Genomic DNA, 12,864 nt, shown 5'->3' with positions numbered 1-12,864 from the left:
GCCCTGGCCCGCGGCGCCCCGCGCTACTTCGCCCTGGCGGAGCGGACGCAACCGTGGCGGACTTCCTTCGACGGCGGGTAGCCGAAGAACGAGGTGTAGCACTTGCTGAAGTGGCTCGGCGAAACGAAGCCGCAGGCCAGCGCCGCCTCCACCAGGGACAGGTCCGAGTGCTGCAGCAGGCGGCGGCTCTCGGTGATGCGCAGCTCCAGGTAGTAACGCACCGGCGAGGTCCCCATCTGCTCCTGGAACAGGCGTTCGAGCTGGCGCTTGGAACGACCCACGCACTGTGACAGCTGGTCGGTGCTCAGCGGCTCCTCGATGTTCGCGCTCATCAGGTTGAGCACGTCGCGCAGCGGTTGCGACATCTTCTCGTGCAAGGCCGGGCGGGTCCGCCGGTAGCGGGACTCCTCGAAAGCCAGGATATCGACGACGCCATCGACCAGCTTACGGCCATACAGGCGGTTGATCCATTCCAGCACCATGTTGAAGGCGCCGGCCGGGCTCCCCGCGGTCAGGCGGTTGCCATCGACGATATAGCTCTCGGCCGTCACCACGCTGTTCCTGGCGACTTCCGCAAGGGCCGCGCGGTTTTCCGGATGCACCGCGCATTTGCGGCAATCCAGCAACCCCGCCTTGCCGAGGAACCAGGCGCCGTTCCAGAGACCGGCCAGGGCCACCCCCCTGTCGTCGGCGAGTTGCAGCAGGCGGTTCAGCGCGGGCAGCTCCCGCAGCGGCGTGCGCAGCCCGCCGCAGACCACCAGCAGGTCCAGGTCCAGATGACGGCTCTCCAGGGCCGCGGACGGGCAGATGACCAGGCCCAGGTCGCTCGTCACCGGCTCCCCATCCAGGCTGAAGGTGCGCGTCGAGAAGGCGCCCTCGCGGATCAGGTTGGCGGTGACCAGCGTGTCCAGCGCCTGGGTGAAGGCCGGCAGTGAAAAGTGCTCCAGCAGGACGAAACCCACGCGCCGCTGGCGCTGCGGTTCCGCCTTCTTCTCGGCCATGAAGCGGAGATTCTTGCCTTGCATGGCTTCGCTGAATTGTCGTCTTTCCACCGTTGGCAGCCTCTATGAGTTCTTGTGGGCAGTTGCGGCGTTCATCAGCCTCGCGGCGGGCCTGGCAGGGCGGCGCGGCGAGGGCTGTTCTGTATACCGTCTGTAGGCAAATGTTATACAGGCGGTCTGCCTCCGACCACTCCCCCACACGGCCCACAGACACGCGCAAACCCTAGATCCCGATCATGGCCGGCCCCCGACCGGCCTCGGCGCGCGCCGCCCCCTCTCGCGTCATAGCAGGCCAGAACCCCCGCCCCGGCAGTGGAAACACCTGTGCCCGCAAAGAAAACCTAGTGATTTCCAGCTGGGAAATGCCCGGCCGACAGAGGCGCCAGGGGCCCCCGCCAGCGCCTCTCCGGCGCCCGAAACCCGCTGTATGCGTATGAATTGATCCCAGAAAATGTAATTAGACACCCCGTCGGCGCGCTCCCTATAGTCATTCCACGAACGGCAGGGATCGCCGGCGACGGACAGGAGGTCCTGCCCGCGCCCCGCACGAGCGGATGATCGACAGCACCCAACGACACGACCCGCAGGCCACAGCGGACATCTTCAAGGCGCCCTTCGAAGCGTCGCACAGACGCCGGCATCGAGGCCGCGCCACAACAGTGAAACTCGGGTAATCCCCCGGCTCTGGTTTTCTCGCGTGAGTGAGTCACTCCACGCAACGGATAGCTATTGGCTGAAATAAATAGAACAGGCCCCTGAAATGACGAAGATCACCCATTTACCTGCCGATGACAAAAGCTGTGGCTGGTACCACCTGAGCAAGGCCAGACAACCCAGGCCCGCGCATACCGGCCAGACTTCGGCGCCTTGGGTGATCGTCGGAGCGGGCTTCACCGGGCTGGCCGCGGCGCGCCAGCTGGCGCTGCATTTCCCCCATGAGGAAATCGTCCTGGTCGAAGCCCAGGAAGTAGGCTTCGGCACCTCCGGGCGCAATGCCGGCTTTGCCATCGACCTGCCCCACGACATCGGGGCCGACGACTACATCGGCGACATCGACATCGCCAGGACCAGCCTCAAGCTCAACCTGATGGGCCAGGACCTGCTGCGCGACCAGGTGGAGCGGCACGGCATCGATTGCCAGATGAAGGCCTGCGGCAAGTACCAGGCGGCCATCGAGGACCGCGGCATCGCCGTGCTGGAAGCCTATCGCCGCGGCCTGGACCGGCTCGGCCAGGCCTACGAGATGATCGAGGCCGACGCGCTGCCCGAGCACATCGGCACGCATTTCTACCGCAAGGCGCTGTTCACCCCCGGCACCGTGCTCATCCAGCCCTCCGCCCTGGTCAAGGGCCTGGCGGACAGCCTGCCGGCGAACGTCAGCCTCTACGAGAACACCCCCATCACCGAGGTGGAGTACGGCGACAAGGTCGTGCTCCGGCACGCCCGCGGCAGCTTCGTCGCCGGCCGCCTGGTGCTCACCAACAACGCCTTCGGCATGAGCTTCGGTTTCCTCAGGGGCAAGATGCTGCCGATCTTCACCTACGCCAGCATCACCCGCCCGCTGACCACCGAGGAGCAGGCCCGCCTCGGCGGCAAGCCCTACTGGGGCGTCATCCCGGCGGACCCGTTCGGCACCACCGTGCGCCGCACCCCCGACAACCGCCTGCTGATCCGCAACAGCTTCAGCTTCAACCCGGACGGGCGCAGCAACGCCAAGTACCTGGAGCGCTTCGTCAACCGCCACCAGGCCTCCTTCGCCAGCCGCTTCCCGATGCTGCCCGAGGTCGATTTCGAATACACCTGGGGCGGTGCGCTGGCCCTGTCGCGAAACCACTCGGGCTACTTCGGGCAACTGGCCGCCAATGTCTATGGTGCCCTTTGCTGCAACGGCCTGGGCGTTACCCGCGGAACGGTCACCGGCAAACTCCTGGCCGACTGGCTGGCGGGCGAGCGCAGCGAGCTCATCGACTTCCTGCTGAACTCGCCGGGCCCCAACGGCAACCCGCCGGAGCCCTTCCTGTCCGCGGGCGTCAACCTGAACCTCAAGTGGGGGCAATACCGAGCCGGCAAGGAAAGCTGAGCCCCCGCCGGTCATTTGCCAGGGAACGTCCGGCCGAGATTGGCCGCACGACACGATTCCCGGCGTGCAGACCTGAAGCCGGAGCTCCGCGAGTTCGACGGCTGAAGCCATTTCAGCTGGCGGGCGCGCTCGGTCCGGACTCCGGGAAACTTTGAAATGAGGAAAACAATGACAACTACTACCCCATCCATCGAAGACGTTCCCATCAACACCTTCCACCAGATGCTGACACTGCGCTCCGGAGGCGGCTCGTTCGTCGACGGCTATGTGCTGAGCATCATCGGCGTCGCCATGCTCCAGGTGACCTCGGCATTGAACCTCAGCGGCACCTGGCAAGGCCTGATCGCCGCCGCGGCCCTGATCGGCATCTTCTTCGGCGGTTTTCTCGGTGGCTGGCTGACCGGCCGCTTCGGCCGCAGGCGGGTGTTCTTCGTCGGGCCAATCCTGTTCGTGGTCGGCTCCCTGGGGCAGTACTGGGTCGAGTCGGCGGAAACCCTCTTCGCCCTGCGCCTGCTGATCGGCCTGGCCGTGGGCATCGAGTATCCCGTGACCACCTCGCTGCTGGTCGAGTTCCTGCCCAAGCGCCACCGCGGCCCGCGGCTGGCATTCCTGACCATCCTCTGGTTCGCCGGCGCCTCAGCGGCCTACCTGGTCGGCGAACTGCTCCAGCGCACCGGCGGCGAGGACGCCTGGCGCCTGACACTGGCCAGCGCGGTGGTGATCGGCGTCGCCCTCTTCGCCCTGCGCCTGGGCACTCCCGAGTCGCCCCGCTGGCTGCTCGGCAAGGGCCGCGAAGCCGAAGCCGAACGCGTCATCCGGCAGGTCTACGGGCCCGGCTTCTCGCTCGGCAACCTCCCCGAACAGCAGGCGCTGAAACACCTCGGCTTCCGCAGCCTGCTGCACAGCGGCTATGGCAAGCGAATGCTCTTCGTCACCGTGTTCTGGACCTGCACGGTCATCCCCCTGTTCGCCGTGTACGCCTTCGCCACCACCGTGCTCCAGGCCCTCAACCTCAAGGGCGACTGGGCCTCCTTCGGTTCGGTGGCGATCACCCTGATCTTCGTCGTCGGCTGCATCATCGCCACCCGCCTGATCAACGCCATCGGCCGGCGCAACATGCTGATCCACAGCTTCCTCTGGTCGAGCCTCGCCCTCTTCGGCCTGGGCCTCTTCCACGCCAGCGCACCCCTGGTGATCCTGGCCCTCTTCGGCATCTACGCCCTGTTCATCGGTGGCGCCCAGGTCCTCTCGCTGGTCTATCCGAACGAGCTTTTCCCCACCGAGATCCGCGCCTTCGCGGTGGGCGTCGGCACCTCGATGTCACGCATCGGCGCCGCGGTAGGCACCTTCCTCGTCCCCCTATCCCTGCAGAGCTACGGCATCGCCCAGACCATGTTCGCCGCGGCGATCGTGACCCTCGTGGGCCTGCTGTTCGCCCTGCTCCTCGCCCCTGAAACCCGCTCGCTCAACCTGCAGCAGGCGGCTTCGCTGACACCCCGTCGCGCCACGTCGACCGACAGCTGGCGCGACAAACAGGCCGTGCCCACCTCACTGGAGAACGCATCATGAAATTCGAAGGCATCTACACACCCGCCATCACCCCCCTGGCGGCCGACGGCCAGATCGACCACCAGGCCTTCGCCGAAGTGCTGGAATACCTGATCGCGTCGAAGGTCCACGGCATCATCATCGGCGGCTCCACCGGCGAGTACTACGCCCACACCGCCCAGGAGCGCTTCGACCTGGCCGCCAAGGCCAGGGACGTCGTCAACGGCCGCCTGCCGCTGATCGTCGGCACCGGCGCCATCCGCACCGAGGACTCGGTGGCCTACGCCAAGGCGGCCAGGGAGATCAAGGCCGACGCCATCCTGGTCGGCTCGCCGCCCTATGCCCTGCCCACCCAGCAGGAAATCGCCGACCACGTGCTGGCCGTCGACGGCGCCGCCGGCCTGCCGATCATGCTGTACAACTACCCGGGACGCATGAGCGTGGACATGGGCGAGGAATTCTTCGCCGCCGTCGCCGGCTGCCAGAACATCGTCGCCATCAAGGAAAGCTCCGGCTCCACCGCCCAGCTGCACCGCCTGGCCTGCAAGCACCCGCGGATCGCGCTGTCCTGCGGCTGGGACGACCAGGCCCTGGAGTTCTTCGCCTGGGGCGCGCGCAGTTGGGTCTGCGCCGGCTCCAACTTCATCCCCAGCGAGCACGTCGCCCTGTACGAAGCCTGCGTATTGCAGAACGACTTCACCAAGGGCCGCCGCATCATGGCGGCGATGATGCCGCTGATGGACTTCCTGGAAGGCGGCAAGTTCGTCCAGTCGATCAAGTACGGCTGCGAGCTGGCCGGCCTGCGCAGCGGTGGCGTGCGCGCCCCGCTCAAGGGCATGACCGAGGCCGAGAAGGCCGAGCTGAAAGAGATCGTCGCCGTACTCAAGCGCGAAGTCGCGCTCATCACCGAGGGCTCCCACAATGGCTGAACTGCTGAGCAAGGCGGAATACGCCGCCATCGCAGCCGAACTGCGCTTCCCCACCCGGGCTTTCATCGACGGCAACTTCCGTGACGCCGTCTCCGGCCGCACCTTCGCCACCACCAACCCGGCCACCGGCGAGTTGCTGGCCAACATCGCCGCCTGCGATGCCGGGGACGTCAACCTGGCCGTGGCCGCCGCGCGCCTGGCCTTCGAGGACGGCCGCTGGAGCAAGCGCTCGCCGGGCGAGCGCAAGGCGGTGATGCAACGCTTCGCCCAGCTGCTCGAAGACCACGCCCACGAGCTGGCGGTGATGGAGAGCCTGGACAGCGGCAAACCGGTGCGCGAATGCCAGAACATCGACGTGCCGGAGACCATCCATACCCTGCGCTGGCACGCCGAGCTGATCGACAAGATCTACGACAGCACCGCGCCGGTAGGCTCCGGCGCCGTGACCATGGTGGTGCGCGAGCCCATCGGCGTGGTCGGCCTGGTGCTGCCGTGGAACTTCCCGCTGCTGATGCTGGCCTGGAAGATCGGCCCGTCGCTGGCCGCCGGCTGCTCCATCGTGGTCAAGCCGGCCAAGGAAACCACCCTCACCGCCCTGCGCGTCGCCGAACTGGCGCACCAGGCCGGCATCCCCGCCGGCGTGTTCAACGTGGTGCCCGGCGGCGGCAAGGACGCCGGCGAGCCCATCGGCCGCCACCCGGACGTGGCCATGGTCAGCTTCACCGGCTCCACCGAGACCGGCCGCCTGTTCCTCAAGTACGCCGCGGAATCCAACCTCAAGCGCGTGGTGCTGGAGTGCGGCGGCAAGAACCCGGCGGTGGTGATGAACGACGTGGAAGACCTCGACCAGGTCGCCCAGCACGTGGTCAACGGCGCCTTCTGGAACATGGGCGAGAACTGCTCGGCCTCCTCGCGCCTGATCGTCCACGCCGACATCAAGGACGCCCTGCTCGAGCGCATCGGCGTGCACATGCGCGAATGGAAACTGGGCGACCCGCTGGACCCGCAAAACCGCCTCGGCGCCATGGTCAGCAAGGCCCACTTCGAGAAGGTGCGCTCCTACATCGAGCAGGCCCGCAACGAGCGCCTGGACTTCGTCTACGGCGGCCAGACCCAGGGCGACATCTTCGTCGAGCCCACCGTGGTCGACGACGTCGACCCGCAGAGCCGGCTGTTCCGCGAGGAAATCTTCGGCCCGGTGCTGTCGGTCACCCCCTTCACCGACATCGACGGCGCCATCGACCTGGCCAACGACACCGTCTACGGCCTGGCCGCCTCGGCCTACACCGGCAGCCTGCGCAACGCCCTGCGCCTGGCCCGGGAAATCCGCGCGGGCATCGTCACCGTCAACTGCTTCGGCGAAGGCGACGCCTCCACGCCCTTCGGCGGCTACAAGGAGTCCGGCTTCGGCGGGCGCGACAAGTCGGTCTGGGCCCACGACCAGTACACCGAGATCAAGACCATCTGGATCGACGCCTCGTGATACCCGCGACAACCCCTTGAACTGACCCGCAGTACAGCCCCCACCGCCGCCACGCCGGCGGTGGGGGCGTTTCTCATCCAGGGTGGCAAGCGCTTGGCACGGCCTGTCGCCGTCGATAGCGCACCGGGCCGCCGCACCCATTTCATTCAGCATTTTATTTCTTTTAAAACAAAGAGATAGCCACGCATATATCCACCGGCACATGGACACCGGAAAGGCCCGTCCCTAGCGTGACCCCCACAGATCTCCCAACCGACAAGCAGGAGAAACCCATGGGACGACTGAACGGCAAAGTGGCGCTGATCACTGGTGGCGCGGGCGGCTGCGGCCTGGCCGCTTCCGAACTCTTCGCCCGCGAGGGGGCCAAGGTCGCCCTGCTCGACCTGCCGCACAGCGACGGCAAGGCCGTGGCCGAGCGGATCAATGCGGCCGGCGGCACGGCGCTGTTCGTGCCCGCCGACGTCTCCGTCGCCGAGCAGGTCGAGCGCGCAGTGGCGCAGGTGGAGGAACGCTTCGGCGCCATCACCGTGCTGATGAACCACGCCGGCACCATCCACGTCGGCCCCTTCCTGGACACCCGGGAGAGCGACTGGGACCGGCTGATGAACATCAACGTCAAGAGCATGTTCCTGGTGACCCGCGCGGTGCTGCCGAAGATGATCGAGGCCGGCGGCGGCAGCGTCATCTGCACCTCGTCCATCTCCGGCGTGGTCGGCACCCCCATGGAGGTCCTGTACTGCACCACCAAGGGCGCCTGCCACATGTTCGCCCGGGCGATCTCGGTGGAGTTCCGCGAACGCAACATCCGCAGCAACGCCATCTGCCCCGGGTTCATCGGCACCGCCCACGGCCGGCGCGAGCTGGACCTGCTGCGCGAGTTCGGCACCGAGGTCTCCGACGAGGCGCTGCAGGCCATGCAGGGGCGCCTGTGCGATCCGCGCGCTGGAGATCGCCGGCTACGTGGGCATCATGCTCTGCGGCGCCTTCCCGATGGTCTACCTGATCAAGCGCTTCCTCTCCCGCCCCATCGAGCACGTGGCCTCGCGCCTGGGCCTGTCGCCGGTAGGCGCGGCGGGCATCCTCGCCGCCTCGGCGAACATCCTCGCGATGTTCCGCCTAGTGGCCGACATGCCGCCCAAGGACAAGGTCCTGGTCATCGCCTTCGCGGTCAGCGCGGCCTTCACCTTCGGCTACCACCTGGCCTACTCGGCGAACTTCCAGCCGAGCTTGATCCTGCCGCTGATCGTTGGAAAACTCGCAGGAGGCCTGGTCGGCATGCTCCTGGCCTACTGGCTGGCGGTGCCCAAGGCGCAGCAACTGGGCAGCCAGGAAGCACCGCAGGACGCTCTGCGCGCCTCGACCGGGCTGTCGCAGGGGCGCCCCGCGGCGCCCCTGCCAGGCCCTGGCGCCCGCCGCCCGCAACCCGGGCGGCGCGGCAATACCGGCTCACCACAGGCAACCCGGCGCCATGACGCAGCCCTCCATGAACAGCCAAGACGCGAATAAGCTGGCGGACGCGATAGCCGCCGTCGGCACCGAAAAGCTGGGGCATGTCCTCTGCTCGCTGCTGAGCGGCGACATCGGCTTCGACATGAGTTGCGCCTACCTCTTCCGCTTCGACCGCAACGCGCAGCTGCTGCACGACGGCTACGACGGCCAGGTGTCGGCGAAGACGCTGGAAGCCTACGCCCGCGGCGGCTACCTGCTCGCCCCCTTCTACGTCGCCAGCATGAACCGCCACCCGGCCGGCCTGTGGCGCATGAGCGACCTGGCGCCGGACAGCTTCTTCTCCTCCGGCTTCGCCATCTCCCGCGACCTGCCCCCCTGCGTGTCCTCCACCCACAGCACCCTGGTCGAGGAAATCGGCTACATCATCCACCTGCAGCCGCGCACGGCCATCGTCTTCTCGCTGATGAAGGCCCAGGACCACGGTCCTTTCGACCCTGCGGAAATCCAGCGGCTCGAAACCCTCTCGCCGGTCATCGGCTCGCTATGGGAACTGCACTGGCGCAACGCCCCGAAGAGCGCCGACGCCATCGCCGACAACCCCGAAAGCGAACTGGAAAGCGCCTTCGTCGACATCCTCCAGGGCCAGCTGACCGACGCCCAGCGCTACATCGCCAAGCTCCTCCTGCAGGGCCACAGCAACGCCTCCATCGCCCGCCTGCTGGGCATCTCCGAAGGCACCGTGAAGGTCCACAAGCACAACATCTACCAGCGCCTGGAAATCTCCAGCAACTCCGACCTGTTCCGGTTGTTCATCGGCTACATCGCGCAATCGGCGAGGTAGGTAGTGCTCGCCCTGCCGGTGGGGAAGGCGCCCGGCCCCGTAGGGCCGATAACGCCTACGGCGTGATCCGCCATCGTTCGCGGGCTTCAGGCGTAGTCGATGATGCCAAACTGCTTCGCCATGAACAGTTCGTTCCGCTCGACGATTTCCTCGACAACCTTCCCCTGTGCGTCGAAGCGGAAGTACGTCAGGGCCGTCCAGGTCACGTCCTTGCCTTCAACTTCGTAGCCGTGCCATGTATTGGAGCCGGTAGCGCCATGTGTCAAGGCGACAACGACGACATCCTCCGTGACGACCTCCTTGGAAAATCTGGTCGTTATCGTCTCGTACCGGTCGAGAACATTTTCGCTCAAGGCTCGCTTGAAGTTCTCCAGGCCACGAATCGGAGCGTCGCAATCAGGCCGATGCACAACGACATCAGCGGCAAAATAATCAGCGACCCTCTCCACGTCTTTCCCGTCGACACAATATTTGAAGTAGTTCTTTACGGCTTCCAGATTCTTGATACTCATGCAGTATTACCTCCGTATTCCACAATAGAAAAGTCAGCCGCAACCACCGCACATATGCAGTCGTGGATGACTGAAGACATGCATTGCTTGCAGTATTTGGACTTCCGCGCAGTTACTTCACCCGGGGCCGCCAGTGCGACCGGGCACATTCTAAAAGTGCATTTTGATATTCGTAAATAAATATTATAGTTAATGTGATATCAGATTCAGGAATACCACATGACACTGGAAAGGCTGGAAAGATGGGCAACGGTCAGGCACTTCCGCCTGGCTATCGCGCTCTTCGAATACGGGAGCGTCCTGCACGCCGCGCGCTCGCTCAACCTCTCTCAGCCAACGGCGAGCAAGCTGCTGCAGGACCTCGAGGAGGCGGTGGGTTCCCAACTCTACGTACGGAACCGCAGGGGCGTTACGCCCACTGACCTGGGCTGCGCGTTCGTGGAACGCAGCCGGATGGTCCTGGCGCAGTTGGACCATGTTTCCCAGGCAATCGAGGCCCTGGGAAAAGGGCATGCAGGACGTGTCGCGATAGGAAGCGTGTTGACCGGGTCGAGCTACCTGGTGCCTGCAGCGATCGCGCGGCTTTGGGCAAGCCGCCCGAGCGTGCGCCTCAAGATCGTCGAGGGGGTCAGCGGCGAACTCATTCCCCGGCTGATATCGGGTGAACTGGACTTCCTGGTTGGCAGGCTTTCCGATGTCAGCTCAAGTGCCGTCGTTGCTCAGGAGGCACTGTTCAGCGAGAACGCCATTATCGTTGCGCGGCGTAGTCACCCGCTCGCCCGGCAATCGAATGTCGAACTCGGGGAACTCGCTCGCGCGGCATGGATTCTCCCCCCCTTGGAAACTACCCTGCGAAAGCAATTCGACAACATCTTCTACCAGGAAAATGTCGAGCCACCCCATGCGACCATAGAGACGACTTCCTTCTTCAACATACTCTGGCTGTTGAAGCAGACCGACCTGCTCGGCATTCTCCCGCAGTCGGTGGCCTTCGACCCGGCGCACAGCAAGGACCTCGTTCGCCTCCCCGCCCTCGAGCCCCTGGTCCTGGAGCAGATTGGCATTTCACGCCTGGCGGGCACCGCCCTGTCGCCCGCCGCCTCTGCCCTGGTTGAGGCGCTGCGGGAAGTGATGCGCAGCACCTCGAAACCCCGGACCGATCCGGAGCACGAGCCTTGATCAAGACAGGTACCTGACGGGCTGGGTCCAGGTGACGGAGGATGTGCGAGGGGTGTCTCGCACATTCCTTTTCGATCCAGCGACAGGTTGCCGGCGGTGCGATAGAGATAGCCCAGCGGGTTGTCCGGCAGCTTCGCGGCATGCCGGGCGGCACGCAACCAGGTTTCCTGGACGATGTCGGCGGCGGTGGAGGCGGAACCGGTCTTGCGCTGGATGTACGTCTTGAGCTCCTCGCAATGAGTCTCGACGAGGCGGGTCAGCGAAAGACGTTCGCGAGGAGCCATTTTCGGAACTGCGCAGGCGGCGGGGAATGGGTGCGCACACCACATAAATCGCAATTGATTCTCAAATACGTCAAACTGTTCAGGGTGGCCAGCCTGCCTGTCAGGCATTGTGGTGTTGCCAGCAGGTAGGGAATTGCTGCCAGCGAATGGCTGCTGTCGGCCAGGAGCGGGCACTCCCTCATTAACAGCAATCTGCAGCGTTATAGAGAGAAAAGGACCGACAATAACGGGCCACGTATTAGCCTGGGCTTCAACCGGACTTCGGCAAAATCGAATTCCTCCACCTCCGCGCTCGCCAGCATCATGCCAGGCATCTCACTCAACGCGGATACAAGGCATGACCGACTTCGATCCCTCGGCATGGCTGGGGCGTACCCAGGAAGTTCACGACCAACTTAGCCGCAACCTCGTGCAACGCATCGCAGCTACCTTCAATGCATCGGCGCCGGCCCACGGCGAAGAGCTGCCATGGCTCTGGCACTGGTGCTTCTTCAACGACCAGGTGGCGGGCAACCGCCTGGGCCCGGACGGCCACCCGGTGCTGGGTACTTTCATGCCACCGGCCCACGGGCGCAATCGCATGTGGGCAGGCGGCCGGCTGGATTTCCTCGAACCCTTGCGGATCGGCGCCGAAGCCTGGCGCAAAACCCGAATCGAACGCATCGAGGAGAAGGCCGGGCGCACCGGTTCTCTGCTGTTCGTCACCCTCGCCCATGAGTATTGGCAGGACCGTCAACTGTGCCTGCGCGAGGAGCAGGACATCGTCTACCGCGAGCCCTCGCCGCCCAAGCTCGGCGCAGGCGAGCCCTCGCCCCAGATGGGTTGGGAAGAGCGCATCGCGCCTGACCCCACCCTGCTCTTCCGCTACTCCGCGGTGACCTTCAACGCCCACCGCATCCATTACGACTGGCCCTACGTCACCGCCAGCGAAGGTTACCCCGGCCTGGTGGTGCACGGCCCACTGACTGCAACCCTGAGCCTCGCTGCCTTCGCCCGCGCCAACCCGCTGGCACGCCTGCGCCGCTTCAGCTTCCGAGGCGTGCGCCCGTTGATCGCACCCGAGCCGTTCCAGGTGGGTGGACGCCACACCGAATCCGGCGTAGCCGAACTGTGGGCCGCCAATTCCACCGGCGTGTGCCAGCGCGCCGAAGTCCTGTTCGACTGACCCTGCCCCGCGTCCATCCCGCTGACGCAGCCCAAAGGAAGAGCGATGAACCACCACGACAACGAAGAACTCAATGCCATCCGCGAAGGCGTGCGCGCCCTCTGTGCGGAGTTCCCCGCCGAGTACTGGCGCAAGATCGATGAAGCGAAAGGCTTCCCCGAGGCCTTCGTCAAGGCCATGACCGAGGCCGGCTGGCTGTCGGCGATGATCCCCGAGGAGTACGGCGGCTCCGGCCTGGGCCTGGCCGAGGCCTCGGTGATCCTCGAGGAGGTCAACCGCTGCGGCGGCAACTCCGGGACCATCCACGGACAGATGTACAACATGTTCACCCTGCTGCGTAACGGCAGCGAGGAGCAGAAGCGCTACTACCTGCCCAAACTCGCCAGCGGCGAA

The 12,864-nt window shown here is 65.5% G+C and carries 9 protein-coding genes and 4 pseudogenes; 10 read left to right on the top strand and 3 right to left on the bottom strand.

Annotation, left to right across the window (positions count from 1 at the left end; all coding sequences use genetic code 11):
* Positions 1-23: 23 nt before the first annotated feature.
* Complete coding sequence (locus DK254_RS16320) at positions 24-1,052, bottom strand: GlxA family transcriptional regulator (protein ID WP_256595881.1); 1,029 nt, start codon at positions 1,050-1,052, stop codon at positions 24-26.
* A 709-nt stretch (positions 1,053-1,761) separates the two neighbouring features.
* On the opposite strand from DK254_RS16320, the gene DK254_RS16315 reads away from it, so the two are divergent.
* The 7 genes and pseudogenes from DK254_RS16315 (at position 1,762) to DK254_RS16285 (ending at position 9,331) form a co-directional block, all read left to right on the top strand.
* Positions 1,762-3,081 (top strand): FAD-binding oxidoreductase, encoded by a 1,320-nt coding sequence (locus DK254_RS16315; protein WP_109934581.1) that lies wholly within the window; start codon positions 1,762-1,764, stop codon positions 3,079-3,081.
* Between the two features lie 168 nt (positions 3,082-3,249).
* A pseudogene (locus DK254_RS16310) lies at positions 3,250-4,575 on the top strand (MFS transporter); the annotation flags it as partial.
* A 71-nt stretch (positions 4,576-4,646) separates the two neighbouring features.
* The gene (locus DK254_RS16305) at positions 4,647-5,558 is read left to right on the top strand and encodes a dihydrodipicolinate synthase family protein (protein ID WP_109934579.1); all 912 of its coding nucleotides are present in this window, start codon (positions 4,647-4,649) and stop codon (positions 5,556-5,558) included.
* On the top strand, positions 5,551-7,041 hold the full coding sequence (locus DK254_RS16300; RefSeq protein WP_109934578.1) for an aldehyde dehydrogenase: 1,491 nt from the start codon (positions 5,551-5,553) through the stop codon (positions 7,039-7,041). Before DK254_RS16305 ends, DK254_RS16300 begins: the two co-directional genes overlap by 8 nt.
* 272 nt (positions 7,042-7,313) lie before the next feature.
* Positions 7,314-7,835, top strand: a pseudogene (locus DK254_RS16295) (SDR family NAD(P)-dependent oxidoreductase); the annotation flags it as partial.
* A 142-nt stretch (positions 7,836-7,977) separates the two neighbouring features.
* Positions 7,978-8,376: pseudogene (gene eutH, locus DK254_RS16290) on the top strand (ethanolamine utilization protein EutH); the annotation flags it as partial.
* A gap of 148 nt (positions 8,377-8,524) precedes the next feature.
* Entirely contained in the window at positions 8,525-9,331 is an 807-nt protein-coding gene (locus tag DK254_RS16285; RefSeq protein WP_109934577.1) for a helix-turn-helix transcriptional regulator, read from the top strand.
* 86 nt (positions 9,332-9,417) lie between these two features.
* On the opposite strand, the gene DK254_RS16280 is transcribed toward DK254_RS16285, so the two are convergent.
* On the bottom strand, positions 9,418-9,843 hold the full coding sequence (locus tag DK254_RS16280) for an ester cyclase (RefSeq protein WP_109934576.1): 426 nt from the start codon (positions 9,841-9,843) through the stop codon (positions 9,418-9,420).
* Between the two features lie 219 nt (positions 9,844-10,062).
* On the opposite strand from DK254_RS16280, the gene DK254_RS16275 reads away from it, so the two are divergent.
* The gene (locus DK254_RS16275; protein WP_109934575.1) at positions 10,063-11,022 is read left to right on the top strand and encodes a LysR family transcriptional regulator; all 960 of its coding nucleotides are present in this window, start codon (positions 10,063-10,065) and stop codon (positions 11,020-11,022) included.
* Between the two features lie 83 nt (positions 11,023-11,105).
* Here DK254_RS16275 and DK254_RS35195 read toward each other — a convergent pair.
* A pseudogene (locus DK254_RS35195) lies at positions 11,106-11,306 on the bottom strand (RNA polymerase sigma factor); the annotation flags it as partial.
* A 337-nt stretch (positions 11,307-11,643) separates the two neighbouring features.
* On the opposite strand from DK254_RS35195, the gene DK254_RS16265 reads away from it, so the two are divergent.
* Together DK254_RS16265 and DK254_RS34395 are read left to right on the top strand one after the other, a co-directional pair.
* Positions 11,644-12,471: a MaoC family dehydratase N-terminal domain-containing protein gene (locus DK254_RS16265; protein WP_109934574.1), complete on the top strand. Its 828-nt coding sequence runs from the start codon at positions 11,644-11,646 to the stop codon at positions 12,469-12,471.
* Between the two features lie 45 nt (positions 12,472-12,516).
* Positions 12,517-12,864 (top strand): acyl-CoA dehydrogenase family protein (locus DK254_RS34395; protein ID WP_177412076.1); only part of this gene is annotated, 348 nt, incomplete at its 3' end.

It is taken from the genome of Pseudomonas sp. RW407 (assembly GCF_003176655.1).
Taxonomy (GTDB): Bacteria; Pseudomonadota; Gammaproteobacteria; order Pseudomonadales; family Pseudomonadaceae; genus Pseudomonas; species Pseudomonas delhiensis.
This window is presented reverse-complemented; position numbering and strand designations above follow the sequence as displayed.

What these genes read in the sequence shown, in the direction of transcription:
- DK254_RS16305 (WP_109934579.1), top strand. Translation starts at nt 4,647, where the DNA reads ATGAAATTCGAAGGCATCTACACACCCGCCATCACCCCCCTGGCGGCC.
- DK254_RS16280 (WP_109934576.1), bottom strand. Translation starts at nt 9,843, where the DNA reads ATGAGTATCAAGAATCTGGAAGCCGTAAAGAACTACTTCAAATATTGT.
- DK254_RS16300 (WP_109934578.1), top strand. Translation starts at nt 5,551, where the DNA reads ATGGCTGAACTGCTGAGCAAGGCGGAATACGCCGCCATCGCAGCCGAA.
- DK254_RS16315 (WP_109934581.1), top strand. Translation starts at nt 1,762, where the DNA reads ATGACGAAGATCACCCATTTACCTGCCGATGACAAAAGCTGTGGCTGG.
- DK254_RS16275 (WP_109934575.1), top strand. Translation starts at nt 10,063, where the DNA reads ATGACACTGGAAAGGCTGGAAAGATGGGCAACGGTCAGGCACTTCCGC.
- DK254_RS16285 (WP_109934577.1), top strand. Translation starts at nt 8,525, where the DNA reads ATGAACAGCCAAGACGCGAATAAGCTGGCGGACGCGATAGCCGCCGTC.
- DK254_RS16265 (WP_109934574.1), top strand. Translation starts at nt 11,644, where the DNA reads ATGACCGACTTCGATCCCTCGGCATGGCTGGGGCGTACCCAGGAAGTT.